Here is a 23,892-nt window from a genome sequence, read left to right on the forward strand (position 1 = left end):
GTTATGTTTTTTTGCGTTCCCATCCCCTGCTAATACCGCAGTGCCATTCCTGGCTTTCATTCATTGCCATACATTTTTCTTCCGGACATCGGAAAAACCCCTTTCATCAGACTATTTTGTCTGACAAAAGGGGTCCGCTTCATAACGGTTGCATTCCACGGTCCTATCTAATATGCGCGCTTAATGATCTCCTCCATATGTACCTGCGCTTCCCTGCGTATCTTCTCCTCGTCCAGGGTCAGTACTTCCCGGTTCTTCATGACTATCCTGCCGTTGATGATGGAATCCGTCACGTCATGCCCGTTGGCTGCCTCCACAACCGTGTTAATCAGGTTCTGGGTGGGGGTCAGATGGGGCTGGTCTATGTTCAGAAGGATCACATCCGCTTTCTTCCCTTCCTCCACCGTGCCCAGGATGCCGCCCTTGCCAATGGCGTTGGCGCCGCCCCAGGAAGCCATCTTAAGAAGGGTGGGGCAGGTCATGACCACCGGGTTAAAGGACGGGAGTCCCCAGTATGCCATCATGCCGTAGCGCAGCACCTTCATCTCATCAAACAGATCCAGGTTGGATGGGGCCGCGCCGTCGCAGCCAAGGCCCACGCTAAGTCCTGCCTGAAGGATCTGGGGCGTCTTTGGGAATCCATGGTTGGAGAGGTTGGCCCTTGGGCAGTGGATTACCTTTACATCCCGGCTGGCCATGATGGCAATGTCCTCGTCGGAAAGCATGACGTTGTGGGCAGTCAGGAGGTTGGGGCCGAGGACGCCCATGGACTCCAGGAACTGGGCCGGGCGCAGCTGGTAATTCTGCAGGCAGAAGCTGACCTCGTCCTTGTGCTCACACAGATGGGCATGGATTCCCGTGTTCAGTTCAGCAGCGGCATCCCTTACCATGGCAATCAAATCCCTTGAACAGGTCATGACCTGTCGGATGGCAAACCAGATGGATATCCTCCCGTCCCCTTTGCCGTCATATGCCTGGTACAAATCCCTGGTGTGCCTGACTGCTTCCTCTGCCGTCTCCTTCATTGCTCCGGTAATTGCATTGCCCATATCCATGGTGGATTTGGCAATGGCCGCACGCATGCCTGATTCCAGCACCGCGTCAGCCACACGTTCCATATGGACGCCGCCGGAATCCGCAAATGAAGTGGTCCCGTTCTTAATCATCTCCAGACAGGCCAGCTGTCCGCTGATATAGGAGTCCTCCTGCCTTAGGTTGCTCTCAAAGGGAACCAGGAACCTGGTCCACACCATGGGGTATTCATCCGAAACCCTTCCACGCAGAAGCTGCTGGCAGGTGTGGGTGTGACCGTCCACAAGGCCAGGCATCAGGAGCTTGCCTGTCCCGTCCAGGGTTTCCGATGCCTGGAAGTTCTCTTTCATTTCCCCGGAGGGTCCGATTTTCTTAATCCATGAATCATGGATGGCAACGCTCCGTTCTTCTGAAACCGTCATGTCCGGGTTAAGGACCCGGCATCCGTTGATTAAAATATCACATTTTTCCATTCTGGATCATTTCCTCCTCGCTATCATGGCTTTACGCCTCTTTGTCCGGCAGCACGGCTTAGATTGCTCCCGTGGCCCGCAGCACCAAATCTGCCACGAAGGCAGAGAATATAAAGGTTCCTGTTATCACAAGCAATGTAATCACAACCATCTTCCATCCCATTTTCGCAAAGTTTTTAAGGTCCTTGCCAAGGGAAATCCCTGCAAACGCACCTAATGCGGTGGCAGGAGCCATGAATGCCACCTGGGATGTGACCTGGATGATCACGTCCTTGACCGGAGATACGGGGCAGGCCAGAAGCAGCCCTGTAAGGGATACATACATCATGGACGGAAGCTTGATAAAACGGCTCATGAACCTGCTGACTGTCAGGCCGAACAGGGCAATGGCGCAGAGTACAAGGATTCCTGCTATGGAATCAGCCAGGGGCATCTGATAACCAATCATATTGGTCAGTATCATGATTACTGCCACAAGGCACAGAAGACCGGCCTGCTGGATACAATATTTCCTTACCATTTACGTTCCCTCCCTTATTTCCTGTGATTTGATTTGCGTCCGATTTTGGGTTCCAGCCACGCGTACAGTTTCCTGGTAACAGGAAGTCCCACAAAGGTTCCCATGTAGATTCCGGTGATTCCTGTCAGCATGTCGCTGGCGCCGCCCATTACCATGATGTCTTCCGCGTATGAGGGATATATTTCCCCCAATGTCCCTGCCGCCGCGGTCATCATGGAACCGCTGCCCACCCCGCTTGCCATGCCCATGGCCAGTGGATGGAAGATATTCCAGGATGCGACCACGCCTGCCAGCAGGCTGACAAACACGGTTCCGATGACAGAACCAACAATATATACCGCAAACGTCCCCTCTGTCTCCTTTGCATCCGGCCCGTAGATATCCGTGGTCAGGCCCAGGTTTGAATCCCTGTTAATGGAGTAGCATGCGCCGATGGCTTCCTTTTTCAGGCCCAGCAGCAGCGCAATGGGAAGTGAGATGAAAATGGTTCCCAGATTGCCGAATTCCTGCAGGATCAGGGCCGGTCCCACCGCCACCAGCTTGGCCAGGTTGGCTCCGGCAGAAACACCCATCTTGGCCATGAAGGGCGCCAGCGCCACCAGCACCAGGCTTCCTCCCAGCTTGCATTCCCCCTGATTGAACATCCGGATCACATCCGGTCCCAGGAGTCCGCCCAGTATGACTGCGAATACCATGGGAAACAGGGTCAGGGTGCCGATCCCGATGTTAATCTTGATGGTTCCCACTGAATCACAGACCAATGCCAGCACTACTGCCGCTGCATAGACTTTCCAGTACTTTCTTATGACGGCCTTTACTTGTTCCATACGTTTCATTTCCCCTTTCTTCTGTATGCCTCCGGTGCTAGAGCGTGTTTGAAAGCGCACCGGGATTGACAGGATACCTTTTGTTGATTTCATCATATCACAGGGCCTTTCACTTCTGTAGACAGAAAAAAACGATGGGAATCCATCGTTTTTGCTGATACTATATGATATTTCCATGGTTCCTTAACCTTACTTCCCTGCTATGCCTCCTTTTCCCCCACCAGTTCAATGAAACGCTGGGCCATGTCCGACAGCAGGTAATTCCCCTTCACAATAAAGCCAATCTCCAGGTTCACCCCATCCTTAATGGGGATGGCCCGGATATCCCCATAAGCCCTGTCCGCCGTATGGTATCCGCTTCCCACCACGAACCCCTGGTTTGTCCGCATGATGGAATACGCGGCTGCGCGGTCCGTGACGGAAATCACCTTCTTCATGCGGTAGTGGGGGATGATGACTTCCGTATAGGCCGGATTGGCATCCGTACTCCTGTCATAGGTGATGAATGGATACTGGATGATTTCCTCGGTCCGTATCTGGCTGCATCCTGCCAGGGGATGGCCCTCATGGAGATAGACATGGGCTGTCCGGTAGGCAATATGGTTGAAAATGATCCCACGTCCCCTGAGTTCCTGCATCATCTGGCCTTTCAGCTGTTCCGCAAAAAAGATGACCCCCAGATCCGCCAGCCCCTTTTCCACCTGCTCAAAGACCCCGGATGTCTTGCACTCCCTGAATCCCACGTTATATTCAGGCACATCCAGGGACTGTATGATGGACATGAAGGAATCCATGCCGCAGATATGGTGCTGGGCCGCCACATAGAAGCCGTGACCGCTGTCCTTTTTGTCCTCATACCTTAAATCCAGATAGTACAGGCGGTTCAAGATTCCCTTGAACTCAATGAACAGCTCCTTGCCGTCACCAGTCAGCATGACGCCTTTGGGCGTCCTTAAAAATGCCTTGATCCCATAATGCCCCTCCACTGCCCGCACTGCCTCCGAAACACTGGACTGGGCTGCAAACAGCCGCTTGGCCGCCTCACTGATGGAGCCTGAATCAGCTACCGCTACAAAATATTTCATCTGCTGTAATGTCATGACCTGGTCTCATTCCTTTCTCCAGGGCGGGCGCGGATCCCCATCCATCCGCCCGTGTTCCGGAACACTGCCCTATCAATAGCCGTGCCTCTTTCCCTTATCTATGAATTTACCAGATTCCGGGGCGGTTTTCAACCTTCTGATACATCCCGTCCCCTTCTTTTACATGAAATGCAGTATAAAAGTCACTGGTTGCCGATAACACTGCGTTCACCCTTATGATTCCCGGGGAATGGACATCGTTGGTCATGACATAGGCCAGGTACTCATCCCTGTATTTACCGGCCCATAAGGCTGCGTAGGCTTTATAAAGCTCCCTCAGGTCGTATCCCTCATCTTTTGCTATCTCCGTCACGCAGGAAACCCCGCCCAGGTCAGCTATATTCTCAGTGGCGGTGAGGCTTCCGTTTATCTTGGTTCCGTTTACCTCCATGGTGTCATAATAGTCCACCACCTTGGCTGCCAGCTCCTCAAACCGCTGTTTATCCTCAGCAGTCCACCAGTCGCGCAGGTTGCCCTTTTCATCGTATTGGGAGCCGCTTGTATCAAAGGCATGGGTGATTTCATGGCCGATTACAGAGCCGATACGCCCAAGGTTGGTGACCGGCACGCCCTCGGGGTCATAAAAAGGAGGCTGGAGGATTCCTGCCGGGAACACGATTTCATTGTTGCCCGGATTGTAGTAGGCGTTAACGGTCTGAGGCGTCATTTCCCATTCCATCCTGTCCACAGGGTCATCCTTGGTCCTGAACATATAATCCTGGTCAGCCTTCCTGATGGCCAGGATATTATCCACATAGAGGCCGCCGTCCTCCGGCGCCGTCAGCTTCAGGCTGTATCGGTCCTGGGGCCATTGTTCAGGATACCCCACCTTCACCATGATGGCGGCCAGTTTCTTCCGCGCCTCTGACCGGGTGGTTTCTGTCATCCACTCCATGTCCGCCAGTCTTCTGTCATACACGTCTATGACCTTGCGGACAATGTCCGTCACATCCTGTTTGGCATCATCATCAAAATACTTCAGGCAGAACAGCCTTCCGCACTGGAATCCCAGTTCCTGCTGGACAGACTCTGATACGGTCCTCTCAAAAGGCTTTTTTTCTTCCGTCCCGCTGACCGCCATCTGGTATTCCTGGGCCGCATTCAGGGATTCCATGTCTGTCATGGCGGAAAGGTCGGCATAAAGGCAGGTTTTTACATACTCCTTTAAAAGAGGCAGATTGTCCTCCGTGAGATAGGTCCCAAGCTTCCTGCATACGTCCGGTTCCGCCACCACGGTCTTCTCATCCTCCCTGATGCCATAAATCCCGCTTAACAGTTCCATGGAAAGGGCTTCCGGATAAATCGCCGCCGCATCCCTGGCCGTATATACATTGTTGGTTTTTTTTGCATCATAAGTTTCTTCTATTTTCAGGGAGCTGGATGCCAGGTCCTTCATCATGGCGGTCACACGTTTCACTGTTTCCCCTGCTTCCCTGGTATCCATGCCATTGGATTCGTGGAGCCTGGTCAGATACCGTTTATATTCCTCCACCCGCTTTTTGTTGGATTCCTCTTCGGAAAACCAGACTTCGCGTTTCAGCCCCGTGTCCGGCTTTAACCAATACAGGGACTTAACGGAGGAGTCATCGCTGTCCCCTGTATATACCAGCCCCGCCAGGCTATAGATGCCGTAATCCTTCTGGAACCGGAGGGATGCGCTTAAAAGCTCCCCTACCGTGCCTGCATCCTCAATTTTATTCAGGAATTCCCCTGCCCGCTGGCCGTAACCGCCCTTCTCCCTGGCCTCCCGGTCCAGTCCGGTCAGGTTCAGGGCGCGGATGTTCTCCTGGTCGCGGATTTCCCCGGTGTCTGATTGGGCCGGGGTCCCGCCGCCATCTTCCCTGCTTCCGGTCCCGGTCCCTGATGAAACCTTCCGGATAATATCATTTACCTTATTATAGTTCTCCTCACTCACCTTACGGAACCAGCTCATCTCCGGCTGGTCGGCAGGGATTTCCCAGCCGTCCAGGGTCACGTGGTTCACGGCATTGTAGAAATCGTCCACATAGTCCGGCGCACTGCCCTGTCCGGATGCAGACGGCTGTCTGGACGCGGCCACGGCCTGTCCGTCGCAGTCCATCCCTGCCTGGGATTCCATCCCCGTTCCAGGGTCCTGTTCCGTCTTGCCCGCCGAACAGCCCCATACCATGGCTGCCACAGCAACCGCCATGGCCCCGGCAATCATCCCTTTTGCTGCCATACATTTTATATGTCTCATCTTATTCTTCTCCTTTACCATGCCTTTAAAACCAATCCTGTACACGCTTCTTATTATAACCCGTTTCTACTGGTTATCCTGCATTTCCGTATCTTAATAAAACTTGCGGTATCCAATCCATTATACCCCATACCGCTGCAGAAAAAAAGGCGTGGGCCTTCCTATTCTTCCGTTGGGAAATCCTTCGTTTAATAATCAGATAATCGGTAAAGACTATATAAAAAGGCAGCCGGGCCGATAGATAATGAAAAAAGCCACCGTTATATGCTTGGCAGAAAACCTGGATTGGAGCAGAAAAATGGAAAACAAATATACTGAAAAATCAAAATCAATATGGAGCATGACAACCCACCTGCCGCCCAGGAATCCCCTGCCCGGGGACCTGACCGTGGAGGCGGCCGTCATTGGCGCGGGCATGGCCGGAATCTTAACCGCCTACCTTCTTCAGAAGCAGGGAATTGATGTAATTGTGCTGGATGCAGACCAGGTTGCCAGCGGGCAGACAAAAAACACCACTGCGAAAATAACAAGCCAGCACGGGATTATTTACCAGGACCTGATTAAAAAGCTGGGGAAACAAAAGGCAAGGACGTACGCCCTTGCCAACGAAGCAGCTATCCGGGCCTACGGGGAGATTGTAGGGGAAGAGAAGATTGAATGCGGTTTTGAACGGCTTCCATCCTACCTTTACACCAGGGAACCGTCCATGGTGGTGAGGCTGGAGCAGGAAGCCCAGGCCGCCTCCGCCTTGGGAATACCGGCCCATTTCACCCAGATTCACGGCCTTCCCTTTGATACCATGGGCGCCGTCTGCTTTGAAGGGCAGGCCCAGTTCCATCCCCTGGCGTTCCTAAAACATTTATCCCAAAAAGTGACTGTCTATGAGGGCACACGTGTGCTGAAGGTAAAAAAGCATATGATATGGACAGACCATGGCACGGTAAATGCAAAGCATGTGGTTTTTGCGTCCCATTACCCATTCGTGAACCTGCCGGGCATATTCTTTGCACGCCAGCACCAGGACAGAAGCTATGTGCTGTGCCTGGACCACCCGGATAAGCTTGACGGCATGTTCTACAGCGAGGACAAGGACGGACTTTCCCTCAGATGGACCCACGGCGCCCTCCTCCTTGGCGGCAATTCGCACCGGACCGGAAAAAACAGGACGGGCGGGGAATACCAGCGCCTGAAACAGGCGGCAAAACAGTATTACCCGGACAGCAGGATCATTGCCAGGTGGTCTGCCCAGGACTGCATGCCCCATGATGACATCCCGTTCATCGGAAGGTATTCCGTGTTCAGGCCCTTCTGGTATGTTGCAACCGGCTTCAAAAAATGGGGGATGACCTCTTCCATGCTGTCCGCAATGATCATAAGGGACCAGATCTGCGGACTTCAAAACCCATACGCAAGACTCTTCTGCCCCCAGAGATTCCATGTCAGGGCATCCCTCCCAAGCCTTCTGGCCGATATGGGTGAAAGTGCCATCTCCCTTACAAAGGGCGCTTTCCACCTGCCCCTCCGTGCCGCGGACCTGAAAGAGGGTCATGGCGGCATCATAAGAATCGGATTCAAACGGTATGCCTGCTATAAGGACGAAAAGGGAGTCCTGCACAAAACCTCTGCCCGGTGCCCCCATCTGGGCTGTGAGTTGGAGTGGAACCCGGCGGAAAAGACCTGGGACTGCCCATGCCACGGTTCCCGGTTCGATTATGACGGCAGACTGATTGACAATCCGGCACAAAAGGGGAACGCTTTTTAAGGCGTTCCCTGGCGTTTTCTGGGGTTCCCTCCCCATCCATAAATCTGCCGTGTTCCCAAAACAGACCTGTCCCTAATCCATATACGCGCCCTTCATGGCGCTGACCGCATGCTGGGCATACAGCTTTAAGATACCCTTTGTATATTTGCTCTTAAACCCTTTCCAGCCCTTCTTTCTCTGTGAAAGAACCACATCCATTTCCTCAGGCGTCTTTTCCACTCCATTGACACCCACGATATTAAGGGACCTCTTTTCCAGATTCAGTTCAATCAGATCCCCTTCCTCAACCAATGCAATGGGGCCTCCTGCGGCTGCTTCCGGGGACACATGTCCGATGACCGGGCCGCGGGATGCGCCTGAGAACCTTCCGTCTGTTATCAGCGCGACACTTGCCGCCAGCTTCGGGTCGGAACAGATGGCCTCGCCGGTATAGAACATTTCCGGCATACCGCTTCCTCTTGGGCCTTCATAGCGGATGAACACGGCGTCTCCCGGTTTCACCTTTCCGTGGAGGATGGCGTCAATGGCTTCTTCCTCGCTGTCAAAGGGACGCGCCGTGAGGCGGCTGTTAAACATGCCGGGCGGGCAGGCCGTATGCTTGATGACCGCCCCTTCCGGCGCCAGGTTGCCTTTCAATATGGCAATGCTTCCATTGGTGCCGATGGCATGGTCAAAGTCCCGGATGATGTCCGTCCTGGCAATGTCCCTGTGGATTGCCTGGCTTTTGCTCTTAAGTATCCCATCACAGTGTTCATAGTAACCGCTCTTTTTAAGGTCCTCCAGGTTTTCCCCCAGCGTCTTTCCCGTAACGGTCATCACATCCAGGTGGAGCATTTCCTTAATCTCCTCCATGACCCGGGGAACTCCTCCTGCATAGTAGAAATACTGGGCCGGCCAGTCTCCGGCCGGGCGTATGTTAAGGAGGTAATGGGCGCCCCTGTGAAGCCGGTCAAAGGTATCCGCATCAATCTCAATACCGAACTCATGGGCAATGGCCGGGATATGCATCACCGCGTTGGTTGAGCCTGAGATTGCGGCATGTACCATGATGGCATTCTCAAAGCTCTTCATCGTGACAATGTCCGCAGCCGTGATGCCCTGCCGGACCAGCTGAAGCAGCTGTTTTCCCGCGTCATAAGCAGCCTGGCGCAGTTCCGGCGCAGTCGCGGGCATCAGGGCGGTTCCCGGAAGCATCAGGCCCAATGACTCCGCCATCACCTGCATGGTGGATGCAGTCCCCATGAAGGAGCAGGCGCCGCAGCTGGGGCATGCGTGCTGTTTATAATAGGTCAGCTGCTCATCTGGTATCTCATGGCGCTCATACTGGGCGCTGAACTTGCCGATCTGCTCCAGGGTGAGAAGCTCGTTGATGGCGCAGCCCGGGTCATCCTCCGTATATTCGGGGGGCAGTGTAAATGCCTCCATCACACCGCCTGTCACCATGATTGCGCTCATTTCCTTTAAACGGCCGATGCTCATGAGCATGGCTGGCATGGCTTTGTCGCAGCTGGCTATAAATACCCCGCCGTCAAAGGTGGTGGCGTTGGCCTGTACTTCAATCAGGTTCACGATGGCGTCCCTGTGGGCCAGGGAATAATTAATCCCGTCATGCCCCTGTCCCATTCCATCGCACATGTCCGTTGCGTAATACCGCGCAGCCTTCCCGCCATTTTCATCAACGCTCCGTACTGCTTCTTCCACAAACTGGTTCAGGTGGCTGGACCCCGGATGGCTGTTGCCATATGTGCTTTCAATCATTATCTGGGGTTTCTCAAGGTCGTCCAGCTTCCACCCCATCCCAAGGCGCAGCGGATCCATCTCCGGCGCCAGCTTGCGGACTTTTTGGCTTCTTAACATAATATCTTCTCCTATAGAATCATCTTTTTTTGTGGTTATAAAACCAGGCCGCCTCATGAAAGAGGAAGCTTATTCACTTCATTGATAAGGCTGTTGACCCTCTGCCTGTTCACAAGCAGGAATGCCTGTCCATCCACCTTTGCCCCATAATAGTTCTGGTCATAGGGAATCAGTTCCACGGTCATGTCCCCAGCGGTTCCCGGTATGCACCGGTATTCGATGGTAAGGATTGGAGGGCCAATCAGCTGGGAGGCCATGTCCGAAACCCGCTTTTCCGCCGCAAAACCATAGAGCGGGTAATAAAAGGCATTGAACTCAGCCTCCGTGATTTCATGTCCGTTCAGGGTATAGGCCGCCTTGTTCCCATCCTCTGGATGGGTGACGGCAAACTCCGCCTTCCCGTTGTCCCACGTCAGCGTAAGGTTGGTGAGCGTCTCCGCCTTAACCGGAGCGATGCTTAAGGAAAGGAAATCCTCCGCCGCCAGATGCATGAACGGTTCCAGCCCGTCCTTCCTGACGGTATAGATTCCCTGTCCGCCTTCCGGATACACGTAGGTATACCGTCCATCCCCGCTGTCCTTTCCAATATGGAGCACGAAATCCTGGACCGCACCTGTTTCATCCTCCTGGCGGGAACCGTCCTGCCGGGAGCTGTCCTGATAAGCAATCCGTATCAGACCGCCCGCTTCCTTCCCGCCCAGTCCGTATTCCTCCATCTGGACTTCCGACGGACGGTATACCGCCATCTCCTCATACCTGAGCTTCACCAGCTTGCCCAGGCATCCGGATACCAGCCCGGTGTCGGCGGGCCTTAACGCCCCGTCATCCTCCGAGACGCTCCAGGCGCCATCCCCTGTCCCCGGCCTTTGAAAGGTAAATGTTCCTCCCTTTTCCTCAATGGTTACCATGGTCATGTTGTCCAGGCTGATTCCCGGCAGTGTCTCACGGATTGCCATGGCGTTCAGGCTGCTTGAGAACAGGTTGGAAAATGTGGAATCCACCGTATATATTTTCTCCGAACCCTCTACCGCCATATAACAGTCCCCCGTGGCGCTGTTGGTACTGCCCAGATAGATGGTTTCTGTCCGGCCGGACCCAGTCACCTGGATTACATTGGTGGGATGGTCCAGTCCATACCCGCCAAAATACCCGCTTCCCTCTGCCACAAAGCGCCGGGCGGTAAGCCGCGCGGTCTTATCCAGCATGGTGTCCACAAAGCCCTGGTTCAGGGGAAATGTCCCATCCTCCGCGTATACCCATCCATCCTCCTGCCTTACAAGGACAATCCTTTCGTCACCGCTTTGGAAGGCAATCCCGGTCACCGTATCCGCATCCATGGAATACACCACCAGGCTTTCCTCTTCCCCTGCCTTTCCCCCGGCGCCAGAGGGCATCATGATATAGATGATAAGAAGCAGGAGCGCGGTCACTGACGCCAGCAGAAGGTTTCTTTTCTGTTCTTTTTTCATTGACGTCTCTTCCTCCTTATGCACAGGATGCTGCCGCCAGCCATCACGGCAGCCGGGATTGCCAGCACGAACAGTACGCTCCAGCCCATGGCCTGGGCCGAGGTGAGCCTTAAGGATGCGGATGAGGTGGGCTTTGGACGGATGGTCATGCTGTTCTCCTGTTCTGTCATCCATCCGATTGCATTTAATACAAGGTTGGTGTTATTGCCCCCGACCATTTCATCCATTTCCTCCATCAGCATACTGGAGCTGGAGAACCAGACAATCCTGGTCATGCCTCCATCGGTCTGCTCCGAAGCAGTCACCCCGGTTGCAAATGGCCCTGCCGGGTCCCCCCGCTTATATCCAAGGGAAGAGCTGTCTGTCTTTATATAGGAATTGGGGGACGTGGTAAGGATCCCCTTTACCTCCACCGTACTGCGCACATCCTCCGTCTTCACAATACCGTGGGAATTGGGCATCAGCAGCAGGCTGCCCTCTGCAATGAACGGCTCCGTTATCTGACTGCTCCTGATTTCAGGAAGCAGGAAGTTGGGGTAGGATGGGATGCTGTAATTGCTGTCCCCTTCCACAATCATGCCCTGAACCGCCGATACGCCGTAACCGGCCAGCACCTGATCCAGGTTCGGCATCTTCGCCGCGGTGATACCGGTAATCAAAAGCATGCGTCCTCCCTGTTCCAGATACGAGGTAAGCACCTCCCTCTCCCGGCCGGTAAGGTCAGAAACCGGAACGTTAAGGAACAGGCAGCCCGCATCCTCCGGCACCTGTCCTGCTGCAGTCAGGTTCAGCCTCCCGGTCTCCACGCCCTCCTTTTCCATTGCGGCGGCAAAGGACTCCGTCAATTCATTTTCTCCATGTCCGTTCATCAGATAAACCTTGGTCAGGACATCCGAAGTCACATAGTGGATGGCGCTGGTAATCTGGCCTTCCCCGTCAAAATCAGTGGAGGTCCTGCCCGTATCATAATCATAGTTGACCGGATACAGGTCCGTATTGCGCAGTACCCTGGAACGGTTTTCCCCCACCACTATGATGCTGTTGTCACTGACCTTATCGGACGTATAATTTGACACAAATGCAGGCGTCAGGACAGGGTCCACATATTCCACCGTGATAGTTCCGTTTAAATCCCTGTATTTCTCCAGCAGCTGCGTGAGCTTCTGGTCTTCCTTTCCCCTAGGCGCAATCAGATACAGGCTGACAGGGGAGGTGTTTAATCCCACCAGCTCCCTGGTCTGGGGGGAAATGCTGTAAAGCCCGGAGGCGGACGTGTCATACCTGGTGTACCGTCCAGGCAGCTTATGTGAAATCATATTGGTTAACACCACGATCACGGTCATAAGGATGCACATTGCCACTGCATACAGGCCAATCTTAAAATGCCTGCTTTTCAATGAATCCCATCTGCGCTTTTCCACTGACTGTACCGCAAAAAACAGGAACAGCACCACAACCCCCAGATAATATACAAGATGGGTGACATCGAATATCCCATCCACGAAATCATAGTACCGCCGGAACAGGGAAAAGTACCCTAAAAAGCGTGGAAACGCCCCTTCAAACATGGAACTGTCCACCAGATAACACGCCCCCAGCGCCACTTCACATACGCTGGCTGTCAGGACGCCCGTGGACAGGCTTTTCGTCATCACCGCAAGCAGGATACCGCCAAGCACGATCACAGCCCCGAAACCTGCCAGTGAATGGAGCGCCTGGATGCCGATCAGGCCGCTCATGCCATTAATCAGGTAGCTGCAGAGCATGATTGCAAATGTGCCCACAGCCGCTATGATCTGGCTCTCAGTAATGCTGGAAATAAATATGCCTATGGCAATGCAGGCCGCCCCCATGAAGAAGAATGCCAGGAAACAGGAATAGGATTCTTTCAGGGGCACCGCCCCATAGAGGGACAGTACCAGCGGGCAGGCCGCCAGTATGATAAGCGGCGCCGCAAACACGGTGAGGATGGCAAGGAACTTGCCCAGCACGATCCTCCCCACCTTTACCGGGGCCGTGAACAGAAGCTGGTCTGTTTTCTGTCTCTGCTCCTCCCCCAGTGCGCGCATGGTAATGACCGGTATCACGATCAGCAGCACAACGGTCGTATTGCCCAGCACATACCCGAACTCCGGCACGCCGCCCTGAAGGTTGAAGGCAGTGAAGAATACCCCTGCAATCAGCAGCAGGAACGCCATATACAGGTACCCCATCATGGAGCGGTAGAATGAAAGCACCTCTTTTTTATAAATCGCTATCATGATCTGTCCCTCCCCGTCAGTTCCAGGAACACGTCCTCCAGGCTCATGGCGGCGGACTGAAGCTCCATTATGGGACAGTCGGCTCCTGCCAGCAGCCGGAACACCTGTGCCCTGGGGTCCGTATCCTCATCCGTCTCCAGGTGGACGGCTGCAAAGCCTGATTCATGGGGCGCCGTGGTAATGGCCCGCAGCCCCTGGATTCCTTTCAGCAGTTCCCGCAGAAGTCCCGGTTCACCCTGGACCAGCATATCATAGACATTGGTGCGCTGCATCCGTCTTCCAAGGCCCTCCGGCGTATCGCTGGCCACCAGTTTCCCCTTTGACAGGATCAGTATATGGTCACATACGGCGCTGACCTCAGACAATATGTGGCTGCTGAGGATCACGGTATGTCCTTTCCCCAGTGATTTTATGAGTTCCCGGATGTCGATGATCTGTCTGGGATCCAGCCCCACGGTGGGTTCGTCCAGGATAATGACCTCCGGGTCCCCTAACAGGGCGCAGGCAAAGCCCACCCTCTGCCTGTACCCTTTGGACAGGTTCTTAATCAGGCGCAGCCTCATGTGGGTGATGCCGGTCAGCGCCATCACCCGCTCCACTTCCCCGGGAAGTCCCTTTCTTGGGACACCTTTCAGTTCCCCTGCAAATTTCAGGTACTCCTGGGGATTCATATCCGGATACAGGGGAGGGATCTCAGGCAGGTACCCGATATGGCGTTTGGCCTCCTCCGGCTCCAGAAAAATGTCATGTCCGTCAATAAGCACGGTTCCCTCGGTGGCAGACAGATAGCCGGTAATTATATTCATGGTTGTGGATTTACCTGCTCCGTTAGGTCCCAAAAAGCCGTATATCTGTCCTTTTTCCACTGTGAAGCTCAAGTGGTCCACTGCCCGGAAGCTCCCATATTGTTTTACCAGGTCCTTTACTTCTATCACTGGTCCATTTCCTCCCTCATATCTGGCACTTAGTGCCTCCCGGCGCGTCAACGCCAGTCAGGCCCTAGTTCCTGGTCAAAGCATACATGGCATTTCCAAACAGCTTTGCGTCCAGGATATATTCATCAATGTCAATACACTCATCCGGCCTGTGGCACAGATCCGGGGTTCCCGGGAAAATGGAGCCGAAGGGCACGATATTCGGCACCACCTGCGCATAGGTCCCGCCCTCATGGCTGGGGGTCGAATCCCTGCCCGTCAGTTCCTCGTAAACGCCCCGCAGCGTCCGGATCATGGGGTGGTCCATGGGGAACCTGTATGTGTTATGGGCATCCACCTCGTCTATCACCATTCCCGCCGGAACAACCTGGGCAGTAAAATCCGCTGTCACCTGGTCCTTGTAGGTATAGGGATAGCGGATATTGACCACCCATTTCAGTCCGTCCTCATCCACATCCATCTTCGAAAGGCTGAACGTAAGCCTGCCGCACTCATCCTCGCGTTTCATGCCAAGAAGGCTTCCGTCCGTGGTCATTCCTATCTTCTCAGCAAAGAACCGCAGGAAGGTCCCCATGGAGCCGTCAATGCCCAGCCCGTCTAAGAACATCAGGATTGCCACAATGGCATTCTTACCGTTAAAAGGCGTACAGGAATGGGCGCACAGTCCCCTGGAGGTAAGCCGTATCCTGGTCCCCTCCCGGCTGGCCGTCACATCCCTTCCGGTGGTCCGGCGGTACTCCTCAACCAGTCCCATCACGCGCCCTGCCTCTGTTTCATCCGAGGCCTCCAGCTCTGCCGAAGCCCTGTCCGGTACCATGTTGAGGATTTCCCCTCCATGCAGTCCCACGACCCTGACCTTGGAAGTGGATTTCCCAGCCAAACCATAGGACATGAAATAATAGTTAATCCCCCTTTCCGTAAAGGACATGGGGAAAAGTCCGTCCGGCGTGAATCCGGCGTCAGGCGCCCCGCACTGGGATACATAATACTTCATGTCATCCATGCCCTTTTCCTCATTGGTCCCGCCCACGATGCGGATACGGTAATCCCCAAGGGGCAGTCCGCATTCCTTAATGGCATGAAGGGCATAAAGAGAAGCGATGAAGGGGCCTTTATTGTCCACGGTGCCACGTCCGTAAACCCGGTTATTGTGGATTTCACCGCCAAAGGGAGGATACGTCCATCCATCCCCCTCCGGCACAATATCCAGATGGGCAAACACCCCAACCACCTTGCTTCCTGTGCCGTATTCAATATAGCATACCCTGTCGCCCACATTTACAACCGTCTCAAAGCCCAGCTTCCTGCCCAGGTCCATGGCAAACTGCAGGGCCTGCCGGGACGCCTCCCCGTAGGGTGCGCCTTCCTTCGGCTCGCCGTATTTGCTGGGTATGCGTACAATCTCAGAAAGCGACTCCACCATCTGCGCGCTGTTCTTTTCAATACAACTGTTTAATTCTTCCATCATCGTCCTGATCCATCCTTTCTCCCTGTCAGACAATCTCCAGTTCCTTGCTGTAGGAATTAAGTATCTCGCACCCATCCCTGGTCACCAGCACCAGGTCCTCAATGCGCACGCCCACATTTCCTTCCAGATAGATACCTGGTTCTATGGAGAAGATATTGCCCGGACGGGCTGTTTCCTGGTTCGCACTGGACACATCCCCATAATCATGGACCTCAATCCCGATAAAATGCCCCAGCCTGTGGGTGAACTTATCGCCGTAACCAGCGTCCTCAATCACCTTCCTGGCCGCCGCGTCAATATCACAGAACCTGACGCCTGGTTTTATGATTGCCTCTGCTGCCCGGTTGGCCTGAAGCACCAGTTCATAAACCCTGCGGTGTTCTTCATCGGACACTTCCCCGCAGAAAAAGGTTCTTGTCATGTCCGCGCAATAACTGTCCTTCTTGCATCCCACATCCAGAAGTATGCAGTCCCCTCTTTTAAGGGCAACGTCCCCACAGCGGTAATGGCCTATGGCCGCATTGGACCCAAAACACACGGAAGGAGGGAATGACAGGTCATCGGCCCCCAGCCTCTGGTATATCTCTTTTATCTGGTTGGACACTTCACGCTCCGTCACGCCTTCCTTTAACAGCGCCTTAAATTCAGCCATGGCCCTGTCATTGATGGCGGAAATCCTGCGCATGGCCTCCATTTCCTCCTCATCCTTCACGGCCCTGGCCCCGTCCACGCAGATGGATGCATCCACATATTCCGTGCCGCATCCCATGGACATCAGGGGCAGAAGGAAACGCGCCGGCATATTTTTATCCACTCCCAAGGGTTTGGCATGGTCCGTACAGTCTGCCAGCATCTGAAGATACGGGTCCGTGTCAGAAAAACGCACGGTCTTCACACCGGGATCTGGCGGAAGGGTGAACATATTGTTCACAAAGAAGCAGTCATCCCTGTGACGGCCCAGGTATAATGCCACCAGGCGCTCCCCTGCATCCACCCAGATGCCTGTCAGGTAAAAGATGGAGTTGGCGTCGGTTATGATCATCTGTTCCAGTCCCATCCGTTCCAGCCTGTTAAGTACTTCATCCACTCTCGTCTTCTTCATATGCCCTCCTAAAATTCAATCTGCATCAGCCTGTACAGCGCAAGGATATAAATCTTCAATGACATCTTAAGCCGGTCAATGCCGATTCCCTCATCAAATGTATGTATCTTCCCCACAAAATCAGGAAGCGGCTCAGCCGGGATCTCAGTCCCAAAGCTGATTGCGTTCTTAAAATGACGGGCATAGGTGCCTCCGCCCATGGTAAAAGGCTTGCCGTCCACCCCGCGGATTTCATTGCCGGCATCCAGGCAGGCTTTGATTTCCGGCTTATCCACACCGATATAGAAGGGAACGCTGTCCTCCACATCCGTTACCTTTACCCCATACTGGGCGCCCAGATCGGACAGCTTCTTCACCAGGTCACTGCCAGTGGTATTGGTTGGATATCTGGAATCAAAGTTCTGCTTCAGCACACCGTCCTCCATCCTTATCATCCCGCCGATGATGCTTAACGGCGGGAAAATGCCATCGTCACACTGGATACCCAGCCCATGCCCCTGGTAGTCCTCACACAGCAGGGAAACGACCTTCAGGAATTTTTCTTCCTCTTTGGTCACAAGGCTGTTTTCCAGGAGATAATCCGCAATCAGGCCGATGGCATTAATGGTCCCCTCTGCATGGGAGGCATGGCCTCCAATACCGGCAGCCTCAATCCTTACGCCCCCGTCCACGGCAGTAACCGTAATCCGGTCTGCCTCCGGGCACTGTTCCGGATTGGCGCGGATAACCGCGGACGCCTGATCGGCTACCGCGTTATGGGCCATACCGCCCTGGAAATCCATGATTGCCCCGTCTTCAAACCGCCCGCTTGTAAAATTGCCGCACAGGCAGCCTTTCTCCCCGTTACACAGCGGGAACTCCGAATCCGGTGTAAAAAGGAATACCGGCTCCTCATAGTGATGGATATAGTATTCCACATCCTCCATGCCGCTTTCCTCATCACATCCTGCCATCATCCGCAGGCTGTAGGGAAGGGGGGCGCCCAGGTCCTTAAAAAACTTTCCCATATAATAGGTGAGGATCAGGGGGCCTTTATTATCCACAACGCCCCGTCCCATCAGGTAACCGTCCTTTACCACCATGTCATACGGGTCTGTATTCCATCCATTGCCCGCAGGAACCACATCCAGGTGTGCAATGGTGCCGATGTACGCCTCTTTTTCGCCGGGAAGCTCCGCGTAGCCCAGGTAATCCTCACAGTTCACGGTCTTAAATCCCATACGGCCTGCAATCTCCAATGCCTTGTCCAGGGCGCGCCTTATCTCCCTGCCAAAGGGGGCGCCTGTTTCCGCCTCCGACTTCACACTGGGGATATCCACCACTGCCTTTATATCCTTTATGATATCCTCCATGTTTGCCTCTATGAACGCATCTGCCTTGCGCAGTAATTCCTGTTCTGTCATATCTCTCCTCCTTATGGGCATGTAATGTGCTTTTCTTTTAACAGGACCCCTGCCGAACCGTATGGTCAGGCAGGGGTCCGTATGATGATACGTATGGATTGGGGGTTTACATATCCTGCCAGTCAAAGGCGAACTGGGTCATGACTGCCACACCGGACCAAAGGGTCTGTTCATTCAAATCGAATCTGGAACTGTGCTGCGGGAAATCCCTTTCATCCCCAAAGTTTCCCCCATGATAATAATACACGCAGGGAACCCGTTTTGTAAACTCACTAAAATCTTCCCCGCCAGGGATTGCGATTTTTACCTCTATCACATTTTCCTTTCCCAGGGCCTTTTCGGCAATGGGGACAAACCTTCGCACCATCTCAGGGTCGTTGTCCGTGGTGCCCAGGTAATGGCCGTATCCAACTTCAGCCGTACAGCGCATGGTCTTTGCCACGCCCTCGAAGATTTCCGTCAGACGCTGGTAATAGAACGCCTGGTCCTCCTCGTTGTTGGAGCGGATGGAACCTTCCAGGCAGCAGGTATCGGGGATGATATTATTCTTATCCCCTGCATGGAACATGCTCACCGCACAGATGGCCGGCTTGTTGGGCTGCTTTTCCCGGCTGAGCACGGCCTGAAGCTCTGTTACCGCGTAGCAGGCAGCCAGCAGCGGGTCCGCCCCAAGATGGGGCTCCGCGATGTGGGCGCTCTTTCCATGGAATTTAGCCCACCAGCCAGTGATACAGAAGGAGGAAGGTTCCGGTGTCCAGCCGATCTGGGCAGGCCCTACCTCCTGGAAACGGCTGGTGCCTGAATGATGGCCAATCATGGCGTCCACCTTCGGATTTTCCAGCACACCGTCCTCTATCATCTTAAGCGCCCCGTTATCCCCTTCCTCGCCTGGCTGCCATATCATTTTCACGGTGCCGCGAAGCTTATCCCTGTTCTCGAACAGGATTTTTGCGATTCCCAGGCCCATGGCCGTGTGACCGTCATGGCCGCAGGCATGCATACAGCCAGGATTCCTCGAGGCAAACGGAAGTCCTGTCTCTTCCAGGATGGGCAGGGCGTCACAGTCAGCCCGGATTCCAAGGCATTTCCCCGGAAGGCTGCCACGGATCACGGCCGCCACGCCGTGGCAGTCCTCCCCGCCGATTCCTGAACGCACTTCCTCTATCCCGATTTCCTTTAACACCCTGAGGATGATTTTCTCGGTTTCCACGGTCTTCATCCCAAGCTCCGGGCACTGGTGAAGTTCCCTTCTCCAGCCGATGACCAGATTTTCCACTGATTTAGCAAGATCTTTTGTAATGATATCTGACATATGTCCCTCCTATTTTGCATCCAGTTCAGCCAGCTGCTGACGGTTTTCTTCTTCAATCCTTCTCCTGTCCGCTGCAATCTTCTTCCATGCATACAGGATCAGCGATACCGCGATGATGCCGTAACACAGGAATACCCGGAAATACTCGCCCAGCTGGGGATCGTTAAAGAGCACCTTGCCGGCCAGGGGGGTGATGAAGAACAGGATATGGAACAGGATGGTTCCTGAGAACACCTGGCCCATGGTTGCCTTGTCAATGGACGCGCCGCCCACCAGCAGGGCTGCCACGGCATAGGTCCCCACCTGTTCGTGGCTGTTGAAGGTCTGCACATTACCGATGTTCTGAAGGAAAATGATCTGCCCCCAGGACGCAATCACGGTTGACAGCACGGTCGCCACGATACGCGTCTTATCCACATTGATACCGGCCGCCGTGGCCACCTGCATGTTCATGCCCACGGTCCTGATGTCCTGTCCAAGCTTTGTCTTTGTGATGAACACCACCAGAAGGCAGACAACCGCAATCACGATGGCTGTAAGCATGGGAATCTGTACAATGAAAAATGCCTTCTGCACGGATTTAACGGTCTTCATGAGGATCTGGAGCACTGCAAGGAGAATGCTGGCCGCCAGAAATCCTTTGGTCGTAAACAGGGCTTCCCTGACATCTGATTTCTTTTTCACTATCTTATAAGCCAGGATACACACGGTCACCGCCACAAAAGCAGCCAGCAGCCATGGAAGCAGCTTCACGAACATCACCTTCCATGCATTGTCCACCGCGTACTTTGTCTCGGCGTGGAAATCAATGGTGTTCCTCAGGCCCACATAGATGGTCTCGCCTGCCTCGTTCTGGGAATTCAGCATGATTTCGGGGTTTACCATCGGGATGACGCTTCCTACCATGAAGATGAAAATCAGGTCATATACACCCACTGCAAAGAACCCAAGTATCATGCCCGTGATCATTTCCTGTCCCTTTACCTTATTAAAAAGGATTCCTGTAAGGGTTCCAAGGACAATGGACAGGACCGTTGCAATGATGCCAGCCAGGATGATACCCTTTAAGCCGTCATAACTCCAGTGGGTAATCAGGATCAGTCCGATTTCACCTGCCATGGCGCCCAGCACGATACTGAAATTCAGTCCCATGCCGCACAGCACCGGGAGGATCAGGGATACAATGAGGATTGCGTTCCTGCCAACACGTGATACGGTCTCTGTGATCACATAGCCCGCATTCTGTCCGGATATCTTAATGCTTGCCAGACACAGTACGGTGAAAAGGATAGGGACCATATTGCCCTGAAGGAAGTCTAACACTTTATTACGTTTCTTATTTTCCATGGTTATTTTCCTCCATTCGCTCTAATTTTGGTCAATGCGTACAGGATGATGCCGTTCTGGACAATGATGCGGACCACCTCAGAGATACTTCCCGCATTGATGACCGCATTGGCAACCGGGGTTGCCAGGGTCAGAAGGCACTGGAACAGGATGACCCCCAGGACCACATTGAATACGCTTGCTTTTTTCGGTGTGGCGCCGCCAATCAGGATTGCTGCCATGGCCGGAAACGCCATCATCAACGGAGCTGAATAGAACTGGTAAAAACCATAACTCTGTGAATAGATGTTAATGCCGATGGCCGCAATCACGGTGGAGGCCACGATACCCATGGTGCGGACCTTGTTGTTATTCACGCCCAAGGTCCTGGAAAAGCCCGGGTTCACGCCGCTGCAGCGCATGATGACCCCTGCCTTTGTCTTCATGAACAGCCACATGAGAAGGCAGCCCACTGCAAATACCAGCAAAAGTCCGGTTGACACGGAGAAATCCTTCCAATACGGATTGTTCTGCAGGATACCCATCTGCTTAAAATCAATCCTCAGGAAATTATCCAGCACTTTGTCATAGTTTTCTTCCAGCGTCATGGTCGTACGCAGTCCCACGCCCGTGATGGGCCACACAATCTTGGGATTGTTGTACGGGAGCACCAGCCAGGCAATGGACATCAGGGATACGATGGAGAACGCCATATAGTTTCCGACCGTCATCTCAGAGCCTTTTACATTATTAAGCAGCACCGCGTAAAAATACCCCGCTATGAGGGCAAATGGCACCGATACGATACACGCGCCCCAGAACCCCGCCAGACCGCTCCAGTTAAACTGGACCGCGATGGAGCCGCCCAGAAGGCCACAGAGGATGCCGATGGGAAGGCCGAAGTTCAGTCCGGCCCCGCAGACAATGGAGACCATCATGGCCAGGACCAGGAATCCGTTCATGCCGATACGCACCAGGCAGTCTGAATATATCATGCCGGGATTGATTCCCAGAGGGAATACGGAAACCATGAGCACCAAAAGGAATCCAATTACCACAAGGCGCGAAACGCCCAGGAAGTTAACAGCTCTTTTTATCTGGTTCATTCTTATATCGCCTCCTCATCTGCATCTACCAGCTTAGAACCGCTCATCAGCAGTCCGAATTTGTAGTCCTTATCATCGGAACGGAGGATTCCGGCTATCTTTCCCTCCGTGACAATGGCAATGCGGTTGCACACGGAACGCAGCTCTGCCAGCTCACTGGAGGTAATGATGACCGTAACCCCTTTTTCCTTATTCAGCTTCATCAGGGAATCCAGTATCATCTTCTTTGCGCCGATATCAATGCCCCTGGTGGGCTCCGATACAAACAGGATATCCGGCTCCAGGGTCAGCGCCCTGGCAATACACACCTTCTGCTGGTTGCCTCCTGATAAACTCTTTACCGGCTGTGCATGTCCGGTACAGCGGATATCCAGGTCCTTAATCATCTTTTTTGCATATTCAACGGCGCCCTTCTTATCATAAAAGGGGATGCCGAACTTTTTCACGATGAACTTGTCCTTTGTCTTAAGGGCCGCAATGGAAATGTTCAGCTCAATGGACTCGTCCAGCATCAGGCCCACGCCGCGCCTGTCCTCAGACACAAATGCAATCCCGTCGTCCAGGGTGTCCTTTGTCTTTGTCACATCCAGGACCTTGCCGTGTACCTTCACCTCACCCTTGGAAGGATAAAGCCCCATGACCCCGTTGGCAATGCTGATTTTCCCATGTCCGGCCAGTCCTCCGATTCCGAAAATCTCGCCTTTCTTTACCTGGAAGGACACATCCCTGGCAACCTCGCCGGGCATGCTGACCCCGAAATGGTTGAATTCCAGGCAGATTTCCTCATTTTCCACCTCATGGCCCATCTCCCGGTTCAGTATCTCAACCTCGCGGCCTACCATAAGCTGTGACATCTTAACCGTGCTCAGGTCAGCCGTGTGGTAATCCCCCACCATCTCGCCGTCCCTGAGGACAAACACGTGATGGGTATTATTCTTCACCTCATCCAGCTTATGGCTGATGAAAATGAAAGCAATCCCGCGCTCCGCCACGGAGCGCACACAGGCCAGGAACTGCTCTGCCTCTGTCTCGGTGAGCACCGCGGTGGGTTCGTCCAGCACGATCAGCTTGGTATTCTTTTTATCCAGCTCCCTGGCAATTTCCACAAACTGCTTATATCCCACCGGAAGGCTTCCCACCCTGGTCCTGTCGCTGAGTTCAATTCCCAGGGAATCCAGGGTGGCCCTGGACTCCTTGTGCATGGACGCCCTGTCCACCAGGTCCAGGCGTTTGCCAAAGACCAGGCTGGCCGGTGTCTTTTTCACATTCTCCCTGTTCAGCTTAATGTTTTCAGCCACATCATAGCCGTCAATCAGCATGAACTCCTGATGCACCATGCCGATTCCGTATTTCATGGCCTCTATGGGGGATTTGATATGTACTTCCTCTCCGTCAATCAGGACGCTGCCCTTAAAGCCTCCCGTCTGCTGGATTGCGGGCATGCCGAAGAGGATATTCATGATGGTGGATTTTCCAGCGCCGTTTTCCCCAATCAATGCCACAATCTCACCTGGCTTCACTTTTATGCTCACATCCTTCAGGACTTTATTTCCAAAGAAATCCTTTTCAATGTGATTCATCTCTAATATGTATTTACTGCTCAATGTTCTTCTCCTTTCCAGTAACCCGTAGCTATCCCAGGGTTTTACTTACCTGTCTTTTATAAAAGGAAGGGATGC

At 53.7% G+C, this 23,892-nt stretch carries 17 protein-coding genes; 1 reads left to right on the forward strand and 16 read right to left on the reverse strand.

What is annotated here, in order from left to right; genetic code table 11:
* Positions 1 to 167 precede the first annotated feature (167 nt).
* The 5 genes from LK536_RS44425 to LK536_RS44445 all read right to left on the reverse strand — a co-directional run bounded on the left by LK536_RS44425 (position 168) and on the right by LK536_RS44445 (position 6,212).
* Positions 168 to 1,505, reverse strand: coding sequence for an amidohydrolase family protein (locus LK536_RS44425; RefSeq protein ID WP_227796274.1), 1,338 nt, complete (start codon positions 1,503 to 1,505; stop codon positions 168 to 170).
* Between the two features lie 58 nt (positions 1,506 to 1,563).
* Complete coding sequence (locus LK536_RS44430) at positions 1,564 to 2,025, reverse strand: hypothetical protein (RefSeq protein ID WP_025486123.1); 462 nt, start codon at positions 2,023 to 2,025, stop codon at positions 1,564 to 1,566.
* Between the two features lie 14 nt (positions 2,026 to 2,039).
* Positions 2,040 to 2,852: a DUF3100 domain-containing protein gene (locus LK536_RS44435; protein WP_025486122.1), complete on the reverse strand. Its 813-nt coding sequence runs from the start codon at positions 2,850 to 2,852 to the stop codon at positions 2,040 to 2,042.
* A gap of 200 nt (positions 2,853 to 3,052) precedes the next feature.
* The gene (locus tag LK536_RS44440) at positions 3,053 to 3,937 is read right to left on the reverse strand and encodes a LysR family transcriptional regulator (protein ID WP_506092162.1); all 885 of its coding nucleotides are present in this window, start codon (positions 3,935 to 3,937) and stop codon (positions 3,053 to 3,055) included.
* Between the two features lie 124 nt (positions 3,938 to 4,061).
* On the reverse strand, positions 4,062 to 6,212 hold the full coding sequence (locus LK536_RS44445) for a M13 family metallopeptidase (RefSeq protein ID WP_227796273.1): 2,151 nt from the start codon (positions 6,210 to 6,212) through the stop codon (positions 4,062 to 4,064).
* Positions 6,213 to 6,510: 298 nt separating this feature from the next.
* Here LK536_RS44445 and LK536_RS44450 point away from each other — a divergent pair, with 298 nt between their 5' ends.
* A complete protein-coding gene (locus LK536_RS44450) occupies positions 6,511 to 7,974 on the forward strand; it encodes an FAD-dependent oxidoreductase (RefSeq protein ID WP_227796272.1) in 1,464 nt (487 codons plus the stop codon).
* A 72-nt stretch (positions 7,975 to 8,046) separates the two neighbouring features.
* Here LK536_RS44450 and ilvD read toward each other — a convergent pair whose 3' ends face one another.
* The 11 genes from ilvD to LK536_RS44505 form a co-directional block, all read right to left on the reverse strand.
* Entirely contained in the window at positions 8,047 to 9,831 is a 1,785-nt protein-coding gene (ilvD, locus tag LK536_RS44455; protein ID WP_235712172.1) for a dihydroxy-acid dehydratase, read from the reverse strand.
* 53 nt (positions 9,832 to 9,884) lie between these two features.
* Entirely contained in the window at positions 9,885 to 11,300 is a 1,416-nt protein-coding gene (locus LK536_RS44460) for a DUF4340 domain-containing protein (RefSeq protein WP_227796271.1), read from the reverse strand.
* Positions 11,297 to 13,561 carry an ABC transporter permease gene (locus LK536_RS44465; protein ID WP_227796270.1) on the reverse strand — a complete coding sequence of 755 codons (2,265 nt, stop codon included), beginning with the start codon at positions 13,559 to 13,561 and terminating at the stop codon, positions 11,297 to 11,299. The genes LK536_RS44460 and LK536_RS44465 overlap by 4 nt, the downstream gene beginning before the upstream one ends.
* Positions 13,558 to 14,496, reverse strand: coding sequence for an ABC transporter ATP-binding protein (locus LK536_RS44470; protein ID WP_040380016.1), 939 nt, complete (start codon positions 14,494 to 14,496; stop codon positions 13,558 to 13,560). Before LK536_RS44470 ends, LK536_RS44465 begins: the two co-directional genes overlap by 4 nt.
* A gap of 64 nt (positions 14,497 to 14,560) precedes the next feature.
* A complete protein-coding gene (locus tag LK536_RS44475) occupies positions 14,561 to 15,964 on the reverse strand; it encodes a Sapep family Mn(2+)-dependent dipeptidase (protein WP_008718886.1) in 1,404 nt (467 codons plus the stop codon).
* Between the two features lie 25 nt (positions 15,965 to 15,989).
* Positions 15,990 to 17,066 carry a M24 family metallopeptidase gene (locus LK536_RS44480; protein WP_227796269.1) on the reverse strand — a complete coding sequence of 359 codons (1,077 nt, stop codon included), beginning with the start codon at positions 17,064 to 17,066 and terminating at the stop codon, positions 15,990 to 15,992.
* A gap of 8 nt (positions 17,067 to 17,074) precedes the next feature.
* Positions 17,075 to 18,469: a Sapep family Mn(2+)-dependent dipeptidase gene (locus LK536_RS44485; RefSeq protein ID WP_165443065.1), complete on the reverse strand. Its 1,395-nt coding sequence runs from the start codon at positions 18,467 to 18,469 to the stop codon at positions 17,075 to 17,077.
* A gap of 106 nt (positions 18,470 to 18,575) precedes the next feature.
* Positions 18,576 to 19,781, reverse strand: coding sequence for a M20 metallopeptidase family protein (locus LK536_RS44490; RefSeq protein WP_130789718.1), 1,206 nt, complete (start codon positions 19,779 to 19,781; stop codon positions 18,576 to 18,578).
* Positions 19,782 to 19,790: 9 nt separating this feature from the next.
* Entirely contained in the window at positions 19,791 to 21,128 is a 1,338-nt protein-coding gene (locus tag LK536_RS44495; RefSeq protein WP_120057808.1) for an ABC transporter permease subunit, read from the reverse strand.
* Positions 21,129 to 21,130: 2 nt separating this feature from the next.
* A complete protein-coding gene (locus LK536_RS44500; protein WP_008718891.1) occupies positions 21,131 to 22,213 on the reverse strand; it encodes an ABC transporter permease subunit in 1,083 nt (360 codons plus the stop codon).
* A gap of 2 nt (positions 22,214 to 22,215) precedes the next feature.
* Complete coding sequence (locus LK536_RS44505; RefSeq protein WP_008718892.1) at positions 22,216 to 23,817, reverse strand: sugar ABC transporter ATP-binding protein; 1,602 nt, start codon at positions 23,815 to 23,817, stop codon at positions 22,216 to 22,218.
* Positions 23,818 to 23,892: the final 75 nt, after the last annotated feature.

Origin of the sequence: Clostridium pacaense (assembly GCF_020709765.2) — a bacterium.
Classification (GTDB): Bacteria; Bacillota; Clostridia; order Lachnospirales; family Lachnospiraceae; genus Enterocloster; species Enterocloster hominis.

Bases quoted from the DNA above. Each gene is read 5' to 3' on its own strand.
- LK536_RS44425 (WP_227796274.1), bottom strand. From the start codon at position 1,505: ATGGAAAAATGTGATATTTTAATCAACGGATGCCGGGTCCTTAACCCG.
- LK536_RS44430 (WP_025486123.1), bottom strand. From the start codon at position 2,025: ATGGTAAGGAAATATTGTATCCAGCAGGCCGGTCTTCTGTGCCTTGTG.
- LK536_RS44435 (WP_025486122.1), bottom strand. From the start codon at position 2,852: ATGGAACAAGTAAAGGCCGTCATAAGAAAGTACTGGAAAGTCTATGCA.
- LK536_RS44440 (WP_506092162.1), bottom strand. From the start codon at position 3,937: ATGAAATATTTTGTAGCGGTAGCTGATTCAGGCTCCATCAGTGAGGCG.
- LK536_RS44445 (WP_227796273.1), bottom strand. From the start codon at position 6,212: ATGAGACATATAAAATGTATGGCAGCAAAAGGGATGATTGCCGGGGCC.
- LK536_RS44450 (WP_227796272.1), top strand. From the start codon at position 6,511: ATGGAAAACAAATATACTGAAAAATCAAAATCAATATGGAGCATGACA.
- ilvD (WP_235712172.1), bottom strand. From the start codon at position 9,831: ATGTTAAGAAGCCAAAAAGTCCGCAAGCTGGCGCCGGAGATGGATCCG.
- LK536_RS44460 (WP_227796271.1), bottom strand. From the start codon at position 11,300: ATGAAAAAAGAACAGAAAAGAAACCTTCTGCTGGCGTCAGTGACCGCG.
- LK536_RS44465 (WP_227796270.1), bottom strand. From the start codon at position 13,561: ATGATAGCGATTTATAAAAAAGAGGTGCTTTCATTCTACCGCTCCATG.
- LK536_RS44475 (WP_008718886.1), bottom strand. From the start codon at position 15,964: ATGATGGAAGAATTAAACAGTTGTATTGAAAAGAACAGCGCGCAGATG.
- LK536_RS44480 (WP_227796269.1), bottom strand. From the start codon at position 17,066: ATGAAGAAGACGAGAGTGGATGAAGTACTTAACAGGCTGGAACGGATG.
- LK536_RS44485 (WP_165443065.1), bottom strand. From the start codon at position 18,469: ATGACAGAACAGGAATTACTGCGCAAGGCAGATGCGTTCATAGAGGCA.
- LK536_RS44490 (WP_130789718.1), bottom strand. From the start codon at position 19,781: ATGTCAGATATCATTACAAAAGATCTTGCTAAATCAGTGGAAAATCTG.
- LK536_RS44495 (WP_120057808.1), bottom strand. From the start codon at position 21,128: ATGGAAAATAAGAAACGTAATAAAGTGTTAGACTTCCTTCAGGGCAAT.
- LK536_RS44500 (WP_008718891.1), bottom strand. From the start codon at position 22,213: ATGAACCAGATAAAAAGAGCTGTTAACTTCCTGGGCGTTTCGCGCCTT.